This window comes from Paraburkholderia ginsengisoli NBRC 100965, assembly GCF_000739735.1.
GTDB classification, from domain to species: Bacteria; Pseudomonadota; Gammaproteobacteria; order Burkholderiales; family Burkholderiaceae; genus Paraburkholderia; species Paraburkholderia ginsengisoli.
Genome location: NZ_BBJF01000004.1, coordinates 370,559 through 394,486, shown reverse-complemented (window position 1 = coordinate 394,486; position 23,928 = coordinate 370,559). Strand labels below are relative to the sequence as shown.

At 62.4% G+C, this 23,928-nt stretch carries 20 protein-coding genes; 7 read left to right on the top strand and 13 right to left on the bottom strand.

The annotated features are described in order from the left end of the window. Positions 1–4: 4 nt before the first annotated feature. Positions 5–1,048 (bottom strand): hypothetical protein, encoded by a 1,044-nt coding sequence (locus BGI01S_RS05855; RefSeq protein WP_042323209.1) that lies wholly within the window; start codon positions 1,046–1,048, stop codon positions 5–7. 2,954 nt (positions 1,049–4,002) lie between these two features. On the opposite strand from BGI01S_RS05855, the gene BGI01S_RS05845 reads away from it, so the two are divergent. Continuing rightward, a complete protein-coding gene (locus BGI01S_RS05845) occupies positions 4,003–4,362 on the top strand; it encodes a hypothetical protein (RefSeq protein WP_042323206.1) in 360 nt (119 codons plus the stop codon). Positions 4,363–4,506: 144 nt separating this feature from the next. On the opposite strand, the gene BGI01S_RS05840 is transcribed toward BGI01S_RS05845, so the two are convergent. Together BGI01S_RS05840 and BGI01S_RS05835 are read right to left on the bottom strand one after the other, a co-directional pair. Then, a complete protein-coding gene (locus BGI01S_RS05840; protein WP_042323205.1) occupies positions 4,507–6,099 on the bottom strand; it encodes an ABC-F family ATPase in 1,593 nt (530 codons plus the stop codon). A 95-nt stretch (positions 6,100–6,194) separates the two neighbouring features. Continuing rightward, positions 6,195–7,154, bottom strand: a complete 960-nt coding sequence (locus tag BGI01S_RS05835) for an NAD(P)-dependent oxidoreductase (RefSeq protein WP_062857789.1) — start codon at positions 7,152–7,154, stop codon at positions 6,195–6,197. A 182-nt stretch (positions 7,155–7,336) separates the two neighbouring features. On the opposite strand from BGI01S_RS05835, the gene BGI01S_RS05830 reads away from it, so the two are divergent. Next, entirely contained in the window at positions 7,337–7,543 is a 207-nt protein-coding gene (locus tag BGI01S_RS05830) for a dodecin (protein WP_042323201.1), read from the top strand. A gap of 166 nt (positions 7,544–7,709) precedes the next feature. Here BGI01S_RS05830 and BGI01S_RS05825 read toward each other — a convergent pair whose 3' ends face one another. From BGI01S_RS05825 to BGI01S_RS05810, 4 genes are all read right to left on the bottom strand, one after another. Further along, positions 7,710–8,804 carry a BMP family ABC transporter substrate-binding protein gene (locus tag BGI01S_RS05825; protein ID WP_042323199.1) on the bottom strand — a complete coding sequence of 365 codons (1,095 nt, stop codon included), beginning with the start codon at positions 8,802–8,804 and terminating at the stop codon, positions 7,710–7,712. Between the two features lie 69 nt (positions 8,805–8,873). Continuing rightward, positions 8,874–9,803: an ABC transporter permease gene (locus tag BGI01S_RS05820; protein WP_042323197.1), complete on the bottom strand. Its 930-nt coding sequence runs from the start codon at positions 9,801–9,803 to the stop codon at positions 8,874–8,876. A 32-nt stretch (positions 9,804–9,835) separates the two neighbouring features. Next, complete coding sequence (locus BGI01S_RS05815; protein WP_042323195.1) at positions 9,836–10,939, bottom strand: ABC transporter permease; 1,104 nt, start codon at positions 10,937–10,939, stop codon at positions 9,836–9,838. A gap of 74 nt (positions 10,940–11,013) precedes the next feature. Then, on the bottom strand, positions 11,014–12,627 hold the full coding sequence (locus BGI01S_RS05810; RefSeq protein ID WP_042323193.1) for an ABC transporter ATP-binding protein: 1,614 nt from the start codon (positions 12,625–12,627) through the stop codon (positions 11,014–11,016). Between the two features lie 250 nt (positions 12,628–12,877). On the opposite strand from BGI01S_RS05810, the gene BGI01S_RS05805 reads away from it, so the two are divergent. Next, positions 12,878–13,810, top strand: coding sequence for a LysR substrate-binding domain-containing protein (locus BGI01S_RS05805; protein ID WP_006051768.1), 933 nt, complete (start codon positions 12,878–12,880; stop codon positions 13,808–13,810). 100 nt (positions 13,811–13,910) lie between these two features. On the opposite strand, the gene BGI01S_RS05800 is transcribed toward BGI01S_RS05805, so the two are convergent. Next, positions 13,911–15,308, bottom strand: coding sequence for an 8-oxoguanine deaminase (locus tag BGI01S_RS05800; protein ID WP_042323191.1), 1,398 nt, complete (start codon positions 15,306–15,308; stop codon positions 13,911–13,913). A 516-nt stretch (positions 15,309–15,824) separates the two neighbouring features. On the opposite strand from BGI01S_RS05800, the gene uraH reads away from it, so the two are divergent. The 4 genes from uraH to BGI01S_RS05780 all read left to right on the top strand — a co-directional run bounded on the left by uraH (position 15,825) and on the right by BGI01S_RS05780 (position 19,531). Next, complete coding sequence (gene uraH / locus BGI01S_RS05795; RefSeq protein WP_042323189.1) at positions 15,825–16,178, top strand: hydroxyisourate hydrolase; 354 nt, start codon at positions 15,825–15,827, stop codon at positions 16,176–16,178. A 279-nt stretch (positions 16,179–16,457) separates the two neighbouring features. Continuing rightward, complete coding sequence (locus BGI01S_RS05790) at positions 16,458–17,651, top strand: urate hydroxylase PuuD (RefSeq protein WP_042323187.1); 1,194 nt, start codon at positions 16,458–16,460, stop codon at positions 17,649–17,651. A 267-nt stretch (positions 17,652–17,918) separates the two neighbouring features. Continuing rightward, positions 17,919–18,185, top strand: coding sequence for a helix-turn-helix domain-containing protein (locus BGI01S_RS05785; protein ID WP_042323184.1), 267 nt, complete (start codon positions 17,919–17,921; stop codon positions 18,183–18,185). Further along, a complete protein-coding gene (locus BGI01S_RS05780; RefSeq protein WP_042323182.1) occupies positions 18,182–19,531 on the top strand; it encodes a type II toxin-antitoxin system HipA family toxin in 1,350 nt (449 codons plus the stop codon). Before BGI01S_RS05785 ends, BGI01S_RS05780 begins: the two co-directional genes overlap by 4 nt. 173 nt (positions 19,532–19,704) lie before the next feature. On the opposite strand, the gene BGI01S_RS05775 is transcribed toward BGI01S_RS05780, so the two are convergent. The 5 genes from BGI01S_RS05775 to BGI01S_RS05755 form a co-directional block, all read right to left on the bottom strand. Then, a complete protein-coding gene (locus BGI01S_RS05775; protein ID WP_042323180.1) occupies positions 19,705–20,217 on the bottom strand; it encodes an ureidoglycolate lyase in 513 nt (170 codons plus the stop codon). After that, positions 20,214–21,227 (bottom strand): allantoicase, encoded by a 1,014-nt coding sequence (gene alc / locus BGI01S_RS05770; protein WP_042323179.1) that lies wholly within the window; start codon positions 21,225–21,227, stop codon positions 20,214–20,216. The genes BGI01S_RS05775 and alc overlap by 4 nt, the downstream gene beginning before the upstream one ends. A gap of 99 nt (positions 21,228–21,326) precedes the next feature. Beyond that, a complete protein-coding gene (gene uraD, locus BGI01S_RS05765) occupies positions 21,327–21,854 on the bottom strand; it encodes a 2-oxo-4-hydroxy-4-carboxy-5-ureidoimidazoline decarboxylase (RefSeq protein WP_042323177.1) in 528 nt (175 codons plus the stop codon). Further along, positions 21,851–22,801 carry an allantoinase PuuE gene (puuE, locus tag BGI01S_RS05760; protein WP_042323175.1) on the bottom strand — a complete coding sequence of 317 codons (951 nt, stop codon included), beginning with the start codon at positions 22,799–22,801 and terminating at the stop codon, positions 21,851–21,853. Before puuE ends, uraD begins: the two co-directional genes overlap by 4 nt. A gap of 291 nt (positions 22,802–23,092) precedes the next feature. Beyond that, the gene (locus BGI01S_RS05755) at positions 23,093–23,920 is read right to left on the bottom strand and encodes an aspartate/glutamate racemase family protein (RefSeq protein ID WP_042323174.1); all 828 of its coding nucleotides are present in this window, start codon (positions 23,918–23,920) and stop codon (positions 23,093–23,095) included. Positions 23,921–23,928: the final 8 nt, after the last annotated feature.

The window sequence follows — 23,928 nt, the reverse complement described above, 5'->3', positions numbered from 1 at the left end:
TCCCTTACGCGACGTTCAAAGCAACCGGATTAACCAACGGCTTGACATCTGCATATTTTGTAATCCTAAACGCGACCGTATTCGTCGTGAACATGGATACAGCCGCCGAGCCAGCCGTATCAGGCGTGCTATCCATAACGATATCGGCATGCTCGCTCGAATCAATAACCAGCGGCCCGTTATACACAGCAGTCCGCTTAGCGTCAGCGAGGAGCAGCACTCCGTCAGGCGCGGCCAGTACCGGCAAGCAAGGCAGACCATTCCAGGACCCGCCGTTAGGGGATACCTGCGTTTCAGCAGCGGAGCGCAAACCGCCGAGGGTTTCCGGTGAGCCGACCCATACAGCCGTCCTTAAATCACCTTGGAACGCGGCGTAAGCGGCCTTAACGGTCGTCTGTGCGGTACCGGCTGCGGCAACCATCGCATCGATTACAGCCTTATCCACAGCGTTATTAGCCGCGTTGGTAAGGTTGCTCTCGACCCATGCCAACACTTCCGGGCTATTGAGTACCAACAGTTCATTGTTCATTGCGACAATCAGCCCAAACTTACGCGGTCCCCTCAGCACGAAATCGCCAGCAGGAGCGGCGGCTGGATACATACCGCCCTCGGGAATCTCTACAGCAGACAACATAGCGTTTTGAGTCAGCGCGCGGACGTTGGGCGGGAGATTCGGCGCACCCATCGCAACAAACATTTCCACCAACGAGCGATTAATAACCGGAACCAGCACTTGGACGCCTACGGCTTGCGACGCGTACGCGAATTCAGACCCTGCAAGCGCGAACGGCGCGACGGCGGACTTAGTAATGTCAGCCTGCATGGCCCGCAGCTCCGCAAGCGAGGCGTAAACCGATTTGCTCGATGCGCCAGCGTAGCTCTTTGCTACCGCGTCGCGCATGTATAGCGGCAATTTGCTAGCACCAAACGCCTTTGCAATAACGAGGCTGATTTGTTCGCTATGCGTCAGCACAGCCGGGTTAAGAGCGCTAAGGTCAATTTCGTGTGACTTCAGGGTAGCAGACAAGTCAATCGCAGTCTTATTCATACAAAGGAATCCTTATTAAATGTTGTTAAGGCAGCCTAAATTCTTACCACATGACGGATTAGGCAAATCGGCCCGCCCGCTACGTTTGGTACTTTTATTTGTTCTTTATGCTCGGGAGTATCACGAAACCCGTACGCCGTTGTAATGCTCGCTCAGCTTGGGCCTCCTCGCCAGGGAATAGCGCCCGCATATCCTCATACCGCTTCATGTTGCTACGCTGGCTAATATCAAATAGCTTCGGCTCGTCCCCTAGCCAAACTAGCTTTACCTTGCACGGGTTCTCTGCTGCGTACTCGATTACTCGCTTGGCGTAGTCCGCTTTCTCTTTCTCGGCTCGCCTCTCCCGTTTGCGTTTAGCATGGGTTCGTACACATTTAGCCAATGCTTTAATCAACTTTCGCACTAGTACACCCCGACGAATAGCCAGCCCGTAATTGGATTTGGGTAGCTCAATCCTGACGTGCTGCTATAGCTCCAATAGATTCCTGTAGAGTTAATTGTGATGATTGGCGGGGGCGTTACGTTGGAAATGTGCTTAAACAGAAAATCGGGCTGAAAGGACCAAAAAGGCTCACCGTCTGAAAGGTCAACCGCTAACGAGCCGTCGTAGCCCTTTACCTGCGCGTACCCCTTAATACGACCGATGCGGTGGGAAGAGTCCAGCATTATCTGGCCGGACGCATTCCATATTTGTAGACCCGCTGGCATTAGCGGGCAGCAACCAGTTTCTCCGCTTGCTCTCGCAGCAGATCACATACAGACCGGTCCTCCTCCACGGCGAGCAAGCGCAAGCTCTTTAGAGTCGCGGGCGTTACGCGCAGCGAGATAACCCGCGTGCCGTCCTCCGCATAGGGACGCGTTACAGTGTTGCGATGAACCTTTCATAAGTACTCCTATTGGTTGTTTACAAAAATAAATGCTTGCTTCTCTCGGTCTGTGGGAGGGATTTTTAAGAGGTCGCTTACGTAGCTCCGCCGCATTGCACAGCCGAGGCGTTTAAAGAGTTTGCTTCTCTCCTAGTCTGCGCCGCAACTTTGTAAGCGGGCGCTACATAACCCGGAGGGCCCAGCAACTATTACCTGTTGAATTTCTCGAATATCGCTTCTAGGAAAAATCTTCCGCCGACGAGGCGGAATTATTAAACTTTGTCAATTTTCAAACGAACTGCCCGCCTACGCCGGGAACATCATGGCAAATTTCATTGCGGGACATTGGGTTGCGCTTACGCTTTTCTTCACGCCCAGCATTTTGGGTATTCTGATCGTGCGCGGTAGAGGATCGCCCGGTCTTGAAGCACCGGACCGTGCGGAGGAAATCAATGCCCACGCGGCCCCCGCTCCACAGTCGTAAAACGCAATGGCTTTAAGGCTGTCACGCTGCGACGACAGCGCACCTTAATTTCCAAGCTTACTGTGTTCACCTTGCGTAATACCGGTAGTCAAACAAGGCGGACCGGGTGCCATACCATAGCGGCGTTACCAATCCACACGCACAAACATACGAACATCAATACGGTTCCGTTTTTCATACTGTCTCCACTTGTCGGTTTGCGGCTTCGCAGCGCACGGGCGTGCAAAGCGCCGTTAGCCTTCCGGCGTACTCACCATGACAGTTACGCAAGGCCCCGCGCTATTCCAAATTCTCGGGCGCGCATTACCTACGCATACCGGGCCAAGCTCGGCCATGAGGCCCGTTAGAGCGGAGTCCGCCGCCGCCATGAATTCGTCAGTGGCAAAGTCCGCCTTCCAATCGTCCTCCTCATCCTCGTAAGGCTCGGGCTCCCAGCCGAAGGAAACCTCTTGGCCCGTATATTTCAGGGTGCCCGAGAGTGCTACTCCATATTGCTTACCAACATAAGCTCGGCCCGTAAATACAAACCCGTGTTTCCCCGCGATTTGGTAGATATTGACAAAATCCCTGATTACGCTTCCGTCCGTCCGCTTTACCCGTAGGCTCATTGATGACATTTCAGTAGTCCTTAAAATTCGCATCCGCTAGCTAGAATTTTGGTGTCTCTTTGTTGCTATGGGAACAGCGGCTGAGTTTTCCGCCACAGTCCCCTTTTACTTGGTACGTTCGGGATACGGCGCGCGTTTGCTTCCTTTGCCTCACCTACCAATCTGCCTACTATTCGACCTTTCATAACCCTCCCTAGATGACTGTGTGCTTCTCCGCCTCTCGTTGCACGAGCGCGTTATATATTGCGACCTGTTTTGCATGCTCCGCTGCACGGGCCTCAAAACTCGGCATGTGTGATACCCGCCGCGCGCCGGGAGCGCCGTACGCTTCGCCCGCTCGAATTACTACCTTGGTGCTATGTCTGTTAGTCACGGTTACGCCGCCTGTATAGCTAGACGCGTCCGGTTTGAACTGCTGGCCCCCTGAAATGTCGCGCACAGCGTTGCCATAGGTCCGCTTTCCGTTCGCAGCGAATGCCATGCCTTGGCGCAACTCTTGGTGTTTCTGGACTCGGGCTTGGAACGCTGCGTATCGTGCTGCACGTTTTTCTTTGTTAGCCACTTCGGGCCTCCACGGGTTAGTAGCCGAAGGCCCCACTTTGGTAGGGCCTTTGGATACTTCGGCTTTTGGCTCCGCCCCGCTCGCCAGTCAGGGGTTCTTCGCGGGTCAACCTGTGACGCACGGTCGTCTCGTTCTTGCTGCTGGAGGTCTGCCACTCTGTTGCTTCATAGCTTCACTACCAACGAAATGAAGTATGCCAGCAAGCTTCACTACCAACAAGGGAAATTTAAGGCCAGGTCCAAGTACATTAGCTATGGACTGCGCGCTTCTCATAGTCAAGCTAGCGTGCTACACTACCAACAGGACAAATCGGAGGCCGTATGACAACCCGTAAGAAAATTTCCCGCCCTACGGATAGCCGCGTCTATACGCGAGCGGGAGACGGTCCCGGCGAAAGTCCGTTTAAGGATCTATCGGAGACTAAGCGGCGCGCTATGCTGGACGAACTGGAAACGCAAAAGAGGACTTTCGCGGCGGAGGCGGCTCAACGGGCTGAGCGCGCGGCGGTCGTTTCTGCGATCCGTAACGGGATCAAAACGGTACGCGACACACAGCCCGTACAGGTCCGCATGCTCACGTCTCAGATAAAGGTTTTGAAGCAGATAGCAGAACAGGAGAGCCGCACGTCGAGTGAGGTAATTCGTGAGCTTGTGGACCGGCACATTAAGCACTGTCTTGATACGTGGCCTGACGGGGACGCAAAGTTGATCCTGCGGGCTACCGCCCGCCAATCCGGCTACCTGAAAGATATGGACCGGATTAACGTCTCCCCCGAGACGATGCCGAAGGAGTGAGCCGACTTTACAACCTAGCCCCGATACCCTCCTGAGCCCCAAAACAAAACGCCCACCTGGGTACAACCTAAGTGGGCGCGGGGTACAATCAAAACGTCAGGATTGGGTACAAATGGGTACAAAAAGCTTGGGTACAACTAGCGCTTATTGCACGCCCTGGCTCAACAGGAAGTCTTCATAGTTGCCACCGAAGTCGTTCAGCGTGCCATTGGTCTTCACTTCGATGATCCGATTGGCGAGGCCGCTCACGAACTCGCGGTCGTGCGACACGAAAATCAGCGTGCCTTCGAACTTGTCGAGCGCGATCTGCAGCGACTCGATCGACTCCATGTCCATGTGGTTGGTCGGCTCGTCCATCAGCAGCACGTTGTGGCGGCCCAGCATCAGCTTGCCCCAGATCATGCGGCCCTTCTCGCCGCCCGACAGCACCTTGACCGACTTGCGGATGTCGTCCGCGTTGAACAGCAGCCGGCCGAGCGTGCCGCGCACCATCTGCTCGTCGTCGCCTTCCTGACGGTAGCCGTCGATCCAGTCCATCAGCGTGACATCGTCAGGAAACTCTTCGTACGTGTCCTGCGGCATGTAGCCGACGTTCGCGTTCTCCGCCCACTTCACCGTCCCGTGGTCGAGTTCCAGCTTGCCGAGCAGCGAGCGCAGCAGCGTGGTCTTGCCCGCGCCGTTCTCGCCGATGATCGCGATCCGCTCGCCCGGCTGCACGCTGATGCTGAAGTCGTTAAAGATGGTGCGCTCGTACTTCTTCGAGATCTTCTCGGCGACCACCGCGATGTTATGCAGCTTCTTCTCGTACTCGAAGCGGATGAACGGATTCTGCCGCGACGACGGCTTGAATTCCTCGATCTTGATCTTGTCGATCATCTTCAGACGGCTGGTGGCCTGGCGCGCCTTCGACTTGTTCGCCGAGAAGCGGCGCACGAAGTCCTGCAGGTCGGCGACGCGTTCCTTCGCCTTCGCGTTGGCGTTCTGCTGACGCTCGCGCGCCTGCGTGCTGGCGAGCATGTAGTCGTCGTAGTTGCCCGGATAGACCTTCAGCGTGCCGAAGTCCATGTCGGCCATGTGCGTGCAGACCTGGTTCAGGAAGTGTCGATCGTGCGAGATGATGATCATCGTCGAGTTGTACTGGTTGAGCACGTCTTCCAGCCAGCGGATCGAGTTGATGTCCAGGTTGTTGGTCGGTTCGTCGAGCAGCAGCACGTCCGGCTTCGAGAACAGCGCCTGCGCGAGCAACACGCGCAGCTTCCAGCCCGGCGCCACGTTGCTCATCGGGCCGTTGTGGTCTTCGATCGCGATGCCGATGCCGAGCAGCAATTCGCCCGCGCGCGCTTCGGCTGTGTAGCCGTCGTACTCGGCGAACTTCGCTTCGAGTTCGGCGGCGTGCATGTAGTCGTCGTCGGTCGCGTCGGGATTCGCGTAGATCGCGTCGCGCTCGGTCATCGCGGCCCACATTTCAGCATGGCCCATCATCACGACGTCGAGCACGCGCACGTCTTCGTACGCGAACTGATCCTGGCGCAGTTTACCGAGACGAATGTTCGGTTCGAGCATCACATTGCCCGAGCTCGGCTCCAGGTCGGAACCCAGAATCTTCATGAAGGTGGATTTACCGCAACCGTTCGCACCGATCAGGCCATAGCGGTTGCCTCCCCCAAATTTGACCGAGATGTTCTCGAAGAGGGGCTTTGGCCCGAATTGCATGGTGATGTTGGCGGTAGACAGCACGGCGCGTCCCTTTGAATGTGATATCGGCGAAAAACCCAATATTTTAGCAGGTTATCGCGATTTCAACCCACGCGCACCTCGCCGCGCATTTCGCGCTATCCGCCAGAGCCGCCGCGCGGCGTCTGCAAAACGTCGATGAAGGCCGACAGGTCGGCCTCGGCGAGCCCCATCGCCGCGCCGAGACGCAGCAGTTGCTGGACCGTCGACGACACCGGCATCGGCGTGCCGGTCTCGTACGCGGTCGCCGCGACTGTGTCGATGTCCTTCTGGAACGTGCGGAACGCGCCGATCGGCGCGAGGCCGGTCTGCGTCATGCGCGGCACGAAGGTTTGCAGCAGCACGGAATCGGCCCAGCCGCCGGCGAGCCCTTCGGTGAGGTTCGCGGCGTCGAGGCCGCTGCGCTGCGCGAGGCTGACCGCCTCGGCGATCGCTGCCAGCGTCGCGGTGACGATAGTCTGATTGCACAGCTTGGCGGTTTGTCCCGCGCCGACCTCGCCCATATGCGTGACGCGCGACGCGTAGGCGTCGAGCAGCGGCTTCACGGCCGCGACGTCGGCGGCCGCGCCGCCGGCCATCACGGCGAGCGTGCCGGCGTTCGCGCCTGCGACGCCGCCCGACACCGGCGCATCGATCCAGCCGATGCGAGCCTCGCCCGCGCCCTCGTGCGCCGCTGCGGACGCCGGCGCGACCGAAGCTCCCAACGCCGCCGCGCGCTGCGCGAACGCGCGCGTCGCGGCCGGCGGAATGCTCGAATGATCGACGATCCAGCGCAGCCGGTTCGGGTTGGCCGCTTTGCCGCCTGCGTCGCCGCTCAACAGCCCGGCCGCACCGAACACGGTCTCCTCGACCGCCGCCGCATCCGCGACGCACAACAGCACCGCGTCACAACGCCCGGCCAGTTCGCGCGGCGTATCGGCGACGCACGCGCCGTCCGCCACCAGCGCCTCTGCCTTCGCCCGCGTGCGATTCCACACATGCACGGTATGCCCCGCGCGCAACAGATGCCGGATCATCGGCGCGCCCATCAGGCCGGGACCGCAAAAACCAATTTCCACTTTCGAACCTCTCGGCTGTCGGATTGAGTTGCGCGCACATGATAACGGCCGCGCGCGCCTGTCGCCTACCCGGGCACACGACGTGCGACATCACCGCTGATGGGCCGGCCCCGTATCCCGGTGGCCGCGTTTCCCGTTGCCTATACTTTCTGGACACCAACGAAGACCCAAGGAGGACGCTCATGTCGGACCACGTCTACAAACAAATCGAACTGACCGGCTCGTCGCCCGTGTCGAGCGATGACGCCGTCAAGACCGCGATTGCAAAAGCATCGAAGACGTTGCGCAATTTGCACTGGTTCGAAGTCACCGAAACGCGGGGCCAGATCGAAAACGACAAGGTTACTTATTGGCAGGTGACGATCAAGGTCGGCTTGCGCATCGACTGACGAGCCTCGGCGCGGCGCCGAGGCCCGCACGTCGACGCCTGTCTCACGGCGAAAAAAAAGCTGCGTCCATACAGGACGCAGCTCCTCAAAGCAGCGCTTGCGAGACCGCCGCCTGGTCGATCGCGAATCCATCGCGAATCCGCCCAGCCTCGGCCGGGCGCGACGATTACTTCGGCAGCGAACCGTCCACGCCTTCCACGTACCAGTTCAAGCGCTGCAACTCCGGATCGGTCAGCGTCTTGCCGGCCGGCACCTTCACCGCGCCGGACTGATCCTTGAGCGGCCCGGTGAACACATCCCACTTGCCGCTCGCCAGCTCGTCGCGCTTCGCCGCGACCTGTTTCTGCGCGTCGGCCGGAATCGCCGACGTATTCAGGTTCTCCAGGTTGACGGCCTTCTGCGGAATGCCCCACCACACCGGATCGTTCTTCCACTTGCCGTCCAGTACCTGCTGGATTGCCGCGTTGTAATACACGCCCCAATGCGCGACCACCGAGCCGAGATGCGCTTCGGGACCGAACTTCTTCATGTCCGAATCCCAGCCGAACGCGTGCACGTGTTTCTCCGACGCGGTCGCGAGCGTCGCGCTCGAATCGGTGTTCTGCAGCAGCACGTCGGCGCCCTGCCCGATCAGCGTTTCGGCCGCCTGCTTTTCCTTGCCCGGATCGAACCAGCTGTTGATCCAGATGACCTTCGTGTGCACCTTCGGATTCACCGAGCGCGCGCCGAGCGTGTACGCATTGATGTTGCGCACCACTTCCGGAATCGGCACCGACGCGACGAAGCCGAGCGTGTTGGTCTTCGTCACGTAGCCCGCGGCGACGCCGGCCAGATACGCACCCTGATACATGCGCACGTCGTAGGTGCCGAAGTTCGGCGCCTTCTTGTAGCCGGTCGCGTGCAGGAACACCGCGTCCGGGAAATCCTTCGCGACTTTCAGCTGGAAGTCCTGAAAGCCGAAGCTCGTGCCGATGATGATCTTGTTGCCTTTGTTCGCCAGATCGCGGAACACGCGCTCCGAGTCGGCGGATTCCGGCACGTTCTCGACGCGCGTGATCTTGATCTTGTTGCCGAACTTCGCTTCCGCTTCGCGCGAGCCCTGGTCGTGCGCGAAGGTCCAGCCGGCGTCGCCCGGATTGCCGATGTAGACGAACGCGACGCCCGGCGCATCGGCGGCCTGCGCGGTTTGCGCGAGCGGCGCGGCGAGCGCGAGCGAGGCCGCGCCCCACGCGAAAGCGGTCAGCAGATTTCTTCTTTTCATGTTGTTTGGGTCCTCTCGTGTTGGTCGAATGATGAAAAACGGATGGCGCAAGTTGATCAGTTGGCGGGATCAGCCCGCCGAGAAAAACGGTTTGCCGAGCGAGGCCGGCGCGTTCAGACGGATCGTGTTCGGGTTACGCGAGATCAGCACCAGCACGACGACCGTCGCGACGTACGGCAGCATCGCGAGGAATTGCGTCGGCACCGGCACGCCGATCGCCTGCGCGTAAAACTGCAGGCCGGTGACCGCGCCGAATAGCAGCGCGCCGATCAGCAGGCGCCCGGGGCGCCACGTCGCGAACACGACCAGCGCGAGCGCGATCCAGCCACGCCCCGAGGTCAGGTTTTCCTGCCAGAGATGCAGATTGACGATCGAATAATAGCCGCCCGCGAGACCGGCCATGCCGCCGCCGAAGGCCACCGCGCCGTAGCGCACGCCGACCACCGGAAAGCCGACCGAGTGCGCGACCTGCGGCGATTCGCCGACCGAACGCAGCACCAGCCCGGCGCGCGTGCGGTACAGGAACCAGCCGATCACGGCGAACATCAGGAAGGCCAGGTAATCGAGCGGCGTGAGGCTGAAGAGCGCGGGGCCGAGCACGGGAATCTTCGAGAGGCCGGGAATGGTCCACGTGTCGATGGTCGCGCGCACCGCGGCCGACGTGTATGGCTTGCCGACATACGCCGACAGGCCGATGCCGAAGATCGTCAGCGAGAGGCCGGTGGCGACCTGGTTGGCGAGCATGGTCAGCGTGAGGAACGCGAACAGCAGCGACATCGCGAGGCCGGCCGCGATCGCGGCGAGCACGCCGAGCCACGGGTTGCCGGTGATCGTCGTGACCGCATAGCCGGTCACGGCGCCCATCAGCATCATGCCTTCGACGCCGAGGTTCAGGACGCCCGACTTTTCGGTGACGAGTTCGCCCGCGCCCGCGAACATCAGCGGGATCGCGGCGGTAACGGCGCTCGACGTGAGCGCGCTGGCTTGTTGGATATCCATGGAAGTCCGGCGGAAAAAATCAGTGGGCCTGGTCAATGCGCGGCGGCAAGCGTTCGCCGGCGCACACGGTAGTTCACGAACAGGTCGGCACCCAGCAGGCAGAACAGCAACAGCCCCTGGAACACGCCGGAAAGCGCCTGCGGCAATTGCATCGAGGTCTGCACCGCTTCGCCGCCGAGATACAGCAGCGCCATCAGCAGACTCGCGAGCACGATGCCGACCGGATGCAGCCGCCCCACGAACACGACGATGATCGCGGTGAAGCCGTAGCCCGGCGACCACGTTGCCTGCAATTGGCCGATCGGGCCGGCGATCTCGCCCATCCCGGCGAGACCCGCGAGACCGCCGCTGATCAGCAGCGACGTCCAGATGGTTTTCTTGTCGGAGAAGCCCGCATAGCGCGCGGCGAGCGGCGCGAGACCGCCGACGTTCATCCGGTAGCCCGCGAAACTCTTGCGCATGAACAGCCACACGAGCGGAATCGCGATCAGCGTGACGAACACCGACGCGTTCAGCCGCGTGCCGCGCAGCCATTTCCAGTGCCAGTCGCCGTATAGCGTCGGGTAGAGCGCGTCGCCGCTGAACATTTCCGACAGAGGGAAGTTCATTCCCTGCGGATCGCGCCACGGGCCGCTCACCAGATAGATCAGCAACTGCGTGGCGACATACGTGAGCATCAGGCTCACGAGAATCTCGTTGGTGTTGAAGCGACTCTTGAGCAGTGCGGGAATCGCCGCCCACGCCATGCCGCCAAGCACGCCCGCGATCATCATGGTCGGCAGAATCCACCAGCCGGTGGCCTGATCGAAATAGATCGCGACACCGCTCGCGGCAATGCCGCCGAGCAGCATCTGCCCTTCCGCGCCGATGTTCCAGACGTTGGCCCGATAACCGATCGCGAGACCGAGGCCGATCAGGCACAACGGCGACGCCTTCAGCAGCAGCTCGGACCAGCCGTTCACACTGGAGAGCGGCTCGATAAAAAACGCGTGCATCGCCTGCAGCGGATCGCGGCCCACCAGGCTGAAAATCAGAAAGCCGATCGCGAGCGTGAGCAGCGCGGCGATCAGCGGGACGGCGAACTGCATCGTGCGCGACGGCGTTGTGCGTGCTTCAAGTCGATAAGGAAGAATCATGGGTAGCGTGTGATTTATTGGGTTCTGTTTCGAGGCTCGACCGAGGCGGCTCGCCTCCTCTCGCCTCGCGCGCTTTACGCGTGGGCCGCCTGTTCCGCCGACGGCGCCGCGCCCTCGCGGCCGCCGAACAGGCCCGCCATCCAGCGGCCGATTTCCTCGGCGTTGGTCGCGCCGGTCGCACGCACCGGCGAGAGCCGGCCACCGGCGAGCACAGCGAGGCGGTCGCAGATATCGAACAGCTCTTCCAGCTCCTCCGAGATCACCAGAATCGCGACGCCGCGCGCCGCCAGATCCAGCAACTGCTGACGGATGAACGCTGCCGCGCCGACGTCGACGCCCCACGTCGGCTGCGCGACCACCAGCACTTTAGGCGCCTGCAGGATTTCGCGGCCCATGATGTATTTCTGCAGATTGCCGCCGGACAGACTTTGCGCGAGCGCTTCGGAGCCGCCGCAACGCACGTCGAACGCGTCGATGCAGCGCTTTGCAAACGCGCGCATCGCACCCGCCCTGATCCAGCCGGAGCTGACCATCTGCTGGCGATGCGCGGTGAGCAGCGCGTTCTCCGATAGCGACATCGCCGGCACCGCGCCACGACCGAGCCGCTCTTCCGGCACGAAGCCGAAGCCAAGCGCGCGCCGCCCGCCCGCGCCAAGCCGCCCTGCGGCCTTGCCGCAAATCGTGACTGCGTCGGCACGCACGCCGCGTTTTTCACCCGACAACGCCGACAGCAACTCCGCCTGACCGTTGCCCGACACGCCCGCGATACCGAAGATCTCGCCCGCATGCACGCCGAACGACACGTCGTGCAGCGACGTGCCGAATGGATCGTCGCTTTCCACCGACAACTGCTTCACGTCGAGCAGGACCGCGCCGGGATTGTGCTCGCGCCGCGTGTAGTCGGGCAGCGAATGGCCGACCATCAACTGCGCGAGCGACGCATGCGTCTCGCCCTTGGGCTTCACGTGACCGGTCACGCGGCCGCCGCGCATCACGGTCGCGCTGTCGCACAGTTCCTGGATTTCGTCGAGCTTGTGGCTGATATAGAGAATGCTGCAGCCTTCGGCCGCGAGCCGGCGCAGCGTCGCGAAGAGCTTGCGCACTGCTTGCGGCGTCAGCACCGAAGTCGGCTCGTCCATGATCAGCAGACGCGGGTTCTGCAGCAGACAGCGCACGATCTCGACGCGCTGCCGCTCGCCCACCGTCAGACTATGCACGTGACGCTGCGGATCAATGTCGAGACCGTAATCGGCCGATACTTCGCGGATGCGTTTCGCAAGCGTCTTCAGATCGAACGGTTCGTCGAGTGCGAGCGCGATGTTTTCGCCGACCGTGAGCGTCTCGAACAGCGAAAAATGCTGGAACACCATGCCGATACCGAGCTTGCGCGCCGCCGCCGGGCTCGCGATCTCGACCACCTCGCCTTCCCAGCGAATTTCGCCGGCGTCGGGCCGCACCGCGCCGTAGATGATCTTCATCAGCGTGCTTTTGCCGGCGCCATTTTCACCGAGCACCGCATGGATTTCACCTGGCGCGACGATCAGCGTGACGTCGTCGTTGGCGCGCACCGCCGGGTACTGTTTGGTGATGCCCTGGAGCACCAGCCGGGGGGCCGTTCGGGGTGCCGTCTGTTCCGGCCTCGGTGCCGGCTGCGCGGCGGCGCCGTCGCTATAAGAAGAGTCGCTCATGTGATTCCGTAGTGCGTCAGTGACTGCCGGTTCCAGCGCGTCCGTCCTCCTTGCCGGCGGACGATCCGTCACCACAACCGGATGACAATACCTAATTCGACCCGCTCAGTCGAGCCGACAAAATTCCCGCAAACCCGCGTGCAGCGCGGCTCTGCGGGTATGCCACCCTTGACGTCGTTTTTCGTCCATATTAAAACGCATATACCCCCATGCCCGTTCGATCAGCCAGAACATATATTTCGGAGAAGTCATGAGTCAGCAACGCGAGGCGATCGATACGTACCTACTGCGCGTCTTGCACACCTTGTTGATGGAACGCAGCGTCACGCGCGCGGCCGTCAAACTGAATCAATCGCAGCCGGCGATCAGCGCGGCGCTGCGCCGCCTGCGCGACATCACCGGCGACCCGCTGCTGGTGCGCGGCAAATCCGGCATGGTGCCGACCGAGTACGGGCTGCGCCTGCTCGAACCGGTGCAGAACGCGCTGCGCGAAATCGAACGCATCAAGTTCCAGCAGCACAACTTCGATCCGGCGACATCGATCCGTTGCTACCGGATCGGCTGCCCGGACTACCTGAACGTGCTGTTCGTGCCAACGGTGGTCGAACGCTTTCGCCAGGCCGCGCCGAACGCGACGCTCGAATTTCATTCGCTCGGCCCCGCCTTCGACTACGAACTCGCGCTCGAAGACGGCAAGCTCGACATCGTGGTCGGCAACTGGCCCGAGCCGCCGGAGCAACTGCACCTGTCGAACCTGTTCGTCGATCAGATCGTCTGCCTGATGAGCAACACGCATCCGTTCGCCAAACGCGGCGGCCTCACGCTCGACCAGTATCTGAACGCGCCGCATCTCGCGCCGACGCCGTACTCGGTCGGCCAGCGCGGCGCGATCGACGTGCATCTCGCGCGCGAGCGCCTGAAGCGTCATGTGGTCGTCACGTTGCCTTACTTCAATCTGGCGCCGTACGTGCTGATCAAATCCGATCTGATCTTCACGACGACGCGCCTCTTTGCCGATTACTACGCCAAGTTCCTGCCGCTCACCGTGGTGCCCGCGCCGCTCGATTTCCCGCCAATGCAGTACTACCAGTTGTGGCACGAGCGCGTGCATTACTCCGACGAAGTGCGCTGGCTGCGCAGCCTGGTCGCCGAAGCGACCAGGACGTTGATCGACAAGCCTTGAGGGCTTGCTGTTCAGTTTGTTGCGCGGGTGCGGGCGGTGCCGTGCATGACGATGGCATCCCTGCTTTCTACGCCTGCTGTTCCCACTTCTTTGTCCTCTTCTACGCCGCCGCTTCGTAAAGCGTCTTCGCCAGACCGTTGTGCTGCTCGATCACAGGCCCAAGGTCGAGCGTCGTCAGTTGCCCGTCTTTGACGACCACCTTGCCGCCGATCACGCTATAGCTCACCTGCGACGGCGCGCAAAACACCAGCGCCGCGACCGGGTCGTGCAACGCGCCCGCAAACAGCGGCTGACGCAGATCGAACGACACGAAGTCCGCCGCCATGCCGGGCGCTAGCGCGCCAATGTCGTCGCGATTGAGCACCTTCGCGCCGCCCAGCGTCGCGATCTCCAATGCTTCGCGCGCGGTCATCGCGTCCGGTCCGAAACCGACCCGCTGCAACAGCAGCGCCTGGCGCACTTCGGCGACCATCTGCGCGCCGTCGTTCGACGCCGACCCGTCGACGCCCAACCCCACCGGCACGCCTGCTAGACGCATGCGCTTGACCGGTGCGATGCCCGACGCGAGCCGCATGTTCGAACACGGACAATGCGCGACGCCGGTGCCGGTGCGCGCGAACAGCTCGATGCCCGCGTCGTCGAGTTGCACGCAGTGCGCGTGCCACACGTCATGGCCGACCCAACCCAGGTCTTCCGCATACTCGGCCGGCGTCATGCCAAATTTCTCGCGGCTGTATGCGACGTCGTTGACGTTCTCCGCGAGGTGCGTATGCAGCGACACGCCATATTGACGCGCCAGCACCGCCGACTCGCGCATCAACTCGCGGCTCACGGAAAACGGCGAGCAAGGCGCGACCACCACACGCAGCATCGCGTAACGCCCCGCATCGTGATAAGTCTCGATCAGACGCTGGGTGTCCTTCAGGATGTCCACCTCGCGCTCGACCACCGAATCCGGCGGCAAACCGCCGTCCTTCTGCCCCACGCTCATACTGCCGCGCGCCGCGTGAAAACGCATGCCGATCCGCCGCGCCGCCGCGATGCTGTCGTCGAGCCGGCTGCCGTTCGGATAGATATACAGATGGTCGCTCGACGTCGTGCAACCGGACAGCAGCAGCTCGGCCATCGCCGTCAGCGTCGAGACCTCGATCATCTCCGGTGTGAGATTCGCCCACACCTTGTAGAGATTCGTGAGCCAGCCGAACAGCTCGGCGTTTTGCGCAGCGGGCAACGCGCGCGTCAGGCTCTGATACATGTGGTGATGCGTGTTCACGAGGCCGGGAATCACCAGGTGGCCGCGCATATCCAGCACTTCGTCGGCGGTTTGCGGCAGTTGCTCCGTGGGCCCGACCGCGACGATGCGGTTGTCCTCGATATACAGGCCGCCGTCGCGCAGTTCGCGCCTCGCGCCGTCCATCGTGACCAGCACGTCCGCGTGCCTGACCAGCATCGTTTTCTTCGGCTTACCTGACTGTTGTGCCGCCTGTTCCATCGTCATTCGTTTTCTCCGCTTCAATACTTCCGTGCAAAGCCGTTCGAACGCGATGTGACGGCACGCCAACCGCGCCGTCGCGTCCCGTCGAACGCCGTTGGCCCGGTTACCCGGCGTGCTCCGCCGTCTTCGGGGTGCGCCGCGGCCGGCTCTTCTCCGCCGCGGCGCACAGGTGTAACCTTCGACGGCCAAAATAAGCGTGGCAACTCGCGTCCATGCGATACCCAACTTCACGCCGCCGATATAGTGGGTCTTTTTTGGCACCGCTACGATCGAAGCGCAGTGCAAGAATCGAACGCATCGACTCGCCGCCGCTTTCAGCGAGCTGTCCAACATGCGCCAGCTATTATCTTTCCTATCGCGTGCGCGTGGAACGGAACAACCTTTTTACAATGGCTGCCACGGCGCTCGCTTCAATTCGCCGACGGGTATGTAGCCACTGACGTGGAGCCTCGATCCGCCGCAAACGTATCTGGATCGGGCTGCCGCCGAAACCTCGCAAACACACAAGGAAAATTGCGAATGGGAAAGCTCACTACCCATGTGCTCGACACCGCGAACGGTCGTCCCGGCGCGGGCATCAAGGTCGAACTCTTCGCGCTCGCGGGCGACTCGCGCCGCGCGCTCAAAACCACCACCACCAATGACGACGGCCGCTGCGACGAGCCACTGCTGGAAGGCGACGCGCTCGTCGTGGGCGAATACGAACTGGTGTTCGGCGCGGGCGACTACTTCGCGTCGATCGGCACAAAGGTGCCGGAGCCGCGCTTCGTCGATCGCGTGGTGCTGCGCTTCGGCGTGGCCGATGCCGGCGCGCATTATCACGTGCCGCTGCTGGTGTCGCCGTGGTCGTACAGCACGTATCGGGGCAGTTAGGAGGCGCCTGGGAGCCGTGAGTGCCGACCACGCCCGATTGCATTGCGCAGATGCTCGCCTCTCCATCGTCAAGGTTGGAGAGCACCCGCGAAACGCATTCGAGCGCGCAGCGCGAACCCAGCGCCCATAAAAAACGACGCCGAGCGAACTGAGCGCAACGCGTCTTTTACCCCGCAGTCAGCACGCTGACGCCGAGCCGGCCCGAGACCCGCATCAGGCAGGTCGATCAGAATGCCGGGCGTCATCGCGCCTACAACGAATCAGAAGTGGAGGAGTGTCATGGAAGGCTTTATCACCGACTGGTTGAATCTGGCGATTCGCTGGTTCCACGTCATCGCCGCAATTGCATGGATCGGCGAGTCGTTCTATTTCGTCGCGCTCGACAACAGCCTCAAACCGCCGCAGGACCCGAATCAGCGCCGACGCGGCGTGTTCGGCGAACTGTGGCACGTGCACGGCGGCGGCTTCTACAACATGCAGAAGTACACCGTCGCGCCGCCGGAAATGCCCGACGATCTGCACTGGTCGAAGTGGCCGTCGTACACCACGTGGCTGTCGGGCTTCGGACTCTTCACCGTGCTGTACCTGTTCTCGCCGACCACCTACCTGATCGACAAAAACGTGCTCGACATGGGTCCGGTGGTCGCCATCGCATCGGCCATCGGCTTCCTCGCGGCCGGCTGGATCGTGTACGACTCGCTGTGCCGCATCCTCGGCAACAAGGACAAGGTGCTCGGCATCTGCGTCGGCGTGTATGTGGTGATCGCCGCGTGGCTCGCATGCCATATCTTCGCGGGCCGCGCGGCGTATCTGATCATGGGCGCGATGCTGGCGACGATCATGTCGGCCAACGTGTTCTTCGTGATCATTCCAGGCCAGCGCAAGATGGTCGACGCGATGCTCAAGGGCGACACGCCGAATCCGATCTACGGCAAGCGCGGCAAGCAACGCTCGGTGCACAACACCTATTTCACGTTGCCGGTGGTGTTCGCGATGCTGTCGAACCACTACGCGATGACCTACACGCATCCGTACAACTGGGCCGTGCTGCTGGTCATCATGCTGGCCGGTGCACTGATCCGCCAGTTCTTCGTGATGCGCCATCGCGGCCAGGTGCTGTGGTATCTGCCGCTGGTCGGCATCGCGCTGATGTTCTGCGCACTCTTCTGGACCATGCCGAAGCCGCTCGTCGCGCAAGCGCAGGCCGCCAACGCGCCGACGGTCAAGGTGGGCGACATCGCGCCGGTGCTGCAACAGCGCTGCGTGGCCTGCCACTCCGCGCATCCGACGATGATGGGCAGCGCTCCCGCCGGCGTACTGCTCGATACGCCGGATGAAATCTCGCAGAACGCGCAGCGGATCTATCAGCAGGCCGTGACGTTGAAGGCGATGCCGCTCGGCAACGTTACCCACATGACCGACGACGAGCGGATGAAGATCGCCGCGTGGTTCGAAGGGGGCGCGGCGAAGTAAGCGACGGCCGGACGCAAGTGTCCGGCTTGCCGATCGGATCGACTCAGCAGCACGAAGCGGGCTTTTCGCGTGAGCGGCAAGCCCGTTTTTTTTGACCGACCGGCGTCGTGTGGTGCGTGTCGGCGCCGATATGTCGCCCAAGGGCTACAAAAACTCGTAAATCCTCTTAAAATGTAGCCCAAGAGCTACAAATTTAAGAGATATGTTTGTGCCTCATGGGCTACAATATGAGCGTATATTGCTGAAATTGATGCCTTGGGGCTACAAATGACCCACCTCGCCGACGTATCGGACATGCTGAAAGCGCTGCGGCGCGAACAGAACCTGTCGCAAGGGGAACTGGCGCGCCGCGCCGGCGTTGCACGCACCACCGTCGCGCGGATGGAAACGCTCGCCCGCAACGACATGAGCGTGTCCGTGCTGCTGCGCCTGCTCGAAGCGGCCGGCTACGATCTCAAGTTCGTCGAGCATGGACACGGGCGCACGCTCGAAGACATCCTCGCCGAACAACGCAGCCCGGAACCGAACCAATGAGGCTCGACGTCCAGGTGCTGGGCAAGACCGTCGCCTCGCTGTTTCGCGAGCGCGACGACTACGTCCTCAAATACAACGCCGACGCGCGCGCCGCCGATTTCGTGAGCCTGGCGATGCCGGTGCGCGAAGAAGCCTGGCGCTGGCCGCGCGACCTGCACCCGTTTTTCCGGCAGAACCTGCCCGAAGGCTATCTGCTAAATCTGATCCGCGAGCAGTTCGGGCCCTTGCTCGACGGCACCGACCTGTCGCTGCTCGCGGTGGTCGGCGCCATGGGGATCGGCCGCGTCACCGTGACGCCCGAAGGCGTCGCGCCGGGCACCGAACTGCAAGCGCTCGACGTCCAGAACATCCTGCACGGCGACAACACCGCCGAGCATTTCGCGCAGCTCGTGCGCGAATACGCGCGCGCGGCCATCTCGGGCGCGGTGCCGAAATTCATCGCACCGCAGGAAGTAGCGGCCAGTGCGGCCGAGCCGCCGGCGCTCGGCAAGCCGACCATCCGCACGAGCCGCCACATCGTCAAGGGCTCGGACGACAACACGCCGTTTCTCGGCTTCAACGAGTTTTACTCGATGCGCGTGCTGGAGCGGCTCGGCGTCGCGCCGGTGGCACGCACGCAGATGTCGGACGATGGCCGGGCGCTGGTCGTCGAGCGCTTCGACGTCGATGCGCAAGGACTGCCCGCGTATGGCGTCGAGGACATGTGCGGCCTGCTGGGTTTGCCGCCGCACGAAAAATACAATTCGACCAGCGAGAAGATGCTCAATGCCGCGCGCGCCTATCTGCTCGATCGGGACAACATGCGGCTGCAGCTCTTCCAGCTCGGGTGGCATCTGCTGACCAACTACGTCGTGCGCAACGCGGATTGCCACACGAAGAACATTGCGCTCTTCTACACGTCGGTCGACGACGTTGCGTTCACGCCCGCCTACGACATCGTCACGACGCAGGCTTATCCGCGCTTCGCGGCCAATCCGCCGGGCCTGGCCATCGACGGACGTAAAACCTGGGCGGCCGGCAAATCGCTGGAGCGTTTCTTCAACACACGCATGGGCATCGCGCCGCGGCAATACGCGCAGATGGTCGAGGCGTTGTGCGATTCGGCGGTGGACGTCGGTCACGAGCTGATCGAAGCGGCGCGCAACGAATCGCAATGGCACACGGTCGCCAAACAGATGCTGCACGCGTGGGACGACGGCATGGCATCGCTGCGTTCGCCGAAGAAGAGCCTGCAATTCAAGGGGCTCAAACCGGCGATCGAAGCCGCGGGGTTTTCCGATCCCGCACCGCCTGAACGGGCACGTGAAGTGATCGGGCGTTCGCCGCTACTGGGCAAGCGGGGGTAACGCTGCACCGGCGTCGCGCCGCCCTTCGAGGTCCGTTTCGAGCTTCGCTATTCGCTAATGCAAAAGCCCACGGCACACGCCGTGGGCTTTCATGACTCAGCGGGTCAAACCTGTGGCCGCCACAGCGGCCCGGCTTCACAGTCCTGCTTCACCGTCCCGCTTCACAGCGCTGCTCACACCGCGACCGCGCTTAACGCGTCCTCGGTGAGCCACAACGACTCGGCCAGATCCTGCTCGTTCAGATTGAGCCCGTCGCCGCCGCGATCGACGACGATGAAATCGCTCACCTCTCCCAGTGCGATCAGCGGATGGTGCCACACGCCCTTCGCGTAGTTGACACCCTGCCAGCCGCTCGTGACGAACGCGCGAATCTTCGCCGCATCCAGTTCTCCCGCCGGTGCCACCACGACCAGATACGGCTTGTCGTTCAGCGGCACGAACGCCTGGCTGCCGAGCGGATGACGCTCCAGCATCTTCACTTCGAACGGCAGCGTGCGCGGCTGTCCGCGAAACAGGTTCACGAGCGTGCGGCCGTTCTCGTCGGTCACGTCTACTTTCGCGAGATCGTGATAGCGGATCGTGGTGCCGAGGTTGATCGGAATCTGCTTCGCGCCTTCGAGTTCGATCACGTCGCCGAACGCGGCGAACGCTTCCTTCGTCAACGGTTCGATCGCGAGCGTTTTCATGATGCGAGCGTGCCCCACAAACGCAGACGCGATACACCGCCGTCCGGATAGATGTTGAAGCGAACGTGCGTGACCGGACCAAGCGCCGCGATCTCGCTTTCGAAGTAATGCTGCTTATCCATTTGCAGCTTCTGTTCGCCCAACAGCACCGGCCAGAACATCGCTTGCGTGACGAGCGAGCTGTCGGTGCCGCCTGTCACGTACGCGGCCTGGATCGAACAGCGGTCCGGATAGTTGCCCTTGAAGTGCGCGGTATCGACTTCGATCTTCTGGATCACGCCCGGCTGCGCGAGCGCGACGATCGCCCAGTCGTTGCCCGGCTCGCGCCGGCGGCGGGTTTCCCAGCCATCGCCCATGTTCACACCGCGGCCAGGCATCAGCAGCGTCGACGCTGCGCCGAAGTGCTGGTTGTTCGCCGCGACCAGATACGCGCCGTTTTCCATCGCGGCGAGATCGAACTGCTCGGTTCGGCTCGCGCCGGCCCAGTCGATCTGAGGCTGACCGTATACGCGCAGTCGCGCGATGCCGCCGTCCGGATAGATGTTCACGCGCAGGTGCGTGTATGCGTGCGTGTCGCCGACGTCGAGATAGTGATGGCTATCGCCCTGCAACGTGGTCGACGGCACGACCTCGGTCCATTGCGTCGACTGGTTTGGCGCGCCGTCGATCACGCGCGCGGCCTCCACCGACGCCGCCGGCGGGAAGTTGCCCGTAAAGTGGCTGGTGTCGAGGTCGAGCCCCTTGATCACACCCGGGCGTGCAAGCTTGACGACGCACCAGTCGTAACCCGTGGCGCGCTTGCGGCGGGTTTCCCAGCCGTCCATCCACTTGCCATTGTCGTCGTACTTGCCGGGGATGAAGACGGCCGGCTCCGGATTCAGCATGCGCTCCTTCGGGGCGAAGAAATCGTCGCTGGTCTCGAGCGCCTGCGCGCCCAGACGCGGGTCCGCCAGATTCACATAGCGGCGCGTGAATTCCGGTGCGTTGGGGTCGAGAATCGGGAGTGCCATCGTTGTCGTCCTTGATGTGTGGGGTGCTGGAAAAAACGTTGCCATTCGACGGCCGCGACGCGCGCATCGAGCGTGGACAAAGCACGCATGAAGCGCGATCTAGGCCTGCGCGTCGATCAGGTCGTCGAGCCGGAAACGTGCGATGCGGTAAATTTGATCGAGGCTCGCGCGCAATTCGTCGGCGCGGCTGTTGTTCACCCGCGCCTCGAAGTTCGCGATGATGCCGTGACGGTCGTAGCCGCGCACCGCGAGGATGAACGGGAAGCCGAATTTCACGCGATAGGCGCTGTTCAGCGCGAGCAGCCTGTCGAACTCTTCCTGCGTGCATTGCGCGAGGCCCGCGCCGCTCTGCTCGCGCGTCGATTCGGCGGTCAGTTCGCCGCGCACGGCGGCCTTGCCGGCCAACTCTGGGTGAGCGTTGATCAGCGCGAGTTGCTTCTCCTCGCCCGCCGTTTCGACGATGCCCGACATCTTCCGATGCAACTCGTCGACGCTGGCGAACGGCCGTTGCACAGCCGCGATTTCCGCGACCCACGGCGAATGCTCGAAAATGCCGGACAGCGCCGCGACGAACGCGTCGGTCGAAATGCGGTTGAGTTGGTCCAGTGTGTATTGCATCGCCTTCATGCCGCCGCCCCGCGGTTGTTTTGCTGGTAAGGGTGATGTTCGCGCCAGTGCCGCGCGATATCGACGCGCCGCGTCACCCACACGCGGTCATGCTGTTCGATATGGTCGAGAAAACGTTGCAACGCGCGAAACCGTCCCGGGCGTCCGAGCAGACGGCAGTGCATGCCGATCGACAGCATCTTCGGTGCTTCGTCGCCCTCTTCGTAGAGCACGTCGAACGCGTCACGCAGATAGGTGAAGAAGTGGTCAGCGGTGTTGAAGCCTTGCGGGCTCGCGAAGCGCATGTCATTGGTGTCGAGCGTGTAAGGCACGATCAGTTGCGGCACCTGCGCGCCGCCCGTCACTTCGACGTCCATCCAGAACGGCAGGTCGTCGCCGTAGTAATCCGAGTCGTACAGGAAGCCGCCGTATTCGGCCACCAGCCGATGCGTGTTCGGGCTGTCGCGGCCGGTGTACCAGCCGAGCGGCCGTTCGCCGGTCACGCGTTCGATCGCCTGCATGCCGAGGCGCATGTGCTCCGCCTCTTTCTCCGGCGAGACGTCCTGATAGTGAATCCAGCGATAACCGTGGCACGCGATCTCATGACAGAGTTCGACAAACGCGCGCGCCACGTCAGGATGCCGTTCGATAGCCATACCGACACCGAACACCGTAAGCGGCAGCTTGCGCTTTTCGAATTCACGCAGGATGCGCCACACGCCCGCCCGCGAACCGTATTCGTAGATCGACTCCATGCTCATGTGACGCGCTGGGTAGGCGGCCGCGCCGACGATCTCCGAGAGGAATTGCTCCGAGCCGGCGTCGCCGTGCAGCACGCAGTTTTCACCGCCCTCTTCATAGTTCAGGACGAATTGCACCGCGACGCGCGCTCGCCCCGGCCAGTTGGCCTGCACCGGGTGGCGGCCGTAGCCGATCAGATCGCGTGGGTAGTTCGGGTCGAGTGGCATGGTTTGACGGATGCGTGGTGACGGTACGTAAAAATTTGCGGCGCTGGCGCGGCGTGTATGGCGTGTGCGTGGGCGCTTTCGCCGCCGCCGACGCAACCCATCTGAATCAGCGGCATGAAAGCGTTCAGACACCCCGCGCAGAGTTGGACCAGTGTAGCGAAAACGCCCCGGTGCGCCCATACACGCGGCTGGATAGTGCGTGTCAGACGGAACGTATGTGCTGGTCCGATGCGCTAGCGTTTACCCGCAGCGGTTCAGGGCGTCGGTGCTGTCGACTCTTTCGCCTTCCCCCTACACAGTCGCGCGCGAAACGCCAGCGGCGTCATGCGGCGGTCGCGACTGCGGCGATTGCGACGGCTGCGGTTGCTGTGGTTGCTGATCGGCCCCCGACGGACTGAACGACGCCAGCGCACCGTCGTAGCGCTTGGCCAGCGGCCGCGCGTAGTCGCCGCGCTTGGCCGTCGACAGACGCAGCGCGACCAGCGCCTCGGTCCACTTCACGGCCGCCGTCACGCCTTCGATCACCGGCGCACCGAGTGCGTCCTCGATCTCCCTGCACAGTTCGGCCATGCCCGCGCAACCGAGCACGATCGCGTCCGACCCGTCCTCGGCCAGCGCGCGCCGGCATTCGTCGAGAATGATACGGCGCGCGGCCGAGCCAGGCTTGTCGAGATCGAGCACCGCGACGTCGGTTGCGCGGACGTTGCGGCAAAAGCGCTTCATCCCGTAACGCTCGGCCAGATGCCACGCCATCCCGCAAGTGCGCGCGAGCGTGGTTACCACCGAGAAGCCCGGCGCCAGCACGCTCGCCGCGTGCATCGCCGCCTCCGCGATGCCGATCACCGGACCGCGCGCCAGCTCGCGCGCCGCGTACAAACCGGGGTCGCCGAAACACGCGATCACGTAGCCGTCGCAGCCGTCGCGCTCGCCCGCGGCGACCTCGGCCAGCAAACCCGGCGTCGCAAGCGCTTCGTCGTAATAGCCCTCGATCGACGGCGGTCCCATGGTCGGGTTCACCGCGATCACTTCGGTACCGGGCGCGGCAACTTCACGGGCACAGCGGCCCATTGCGTCGGTCATGCGCTGGGTCGTATTCGGGTTGATCAGTTTGATGCGCATAGGAACTC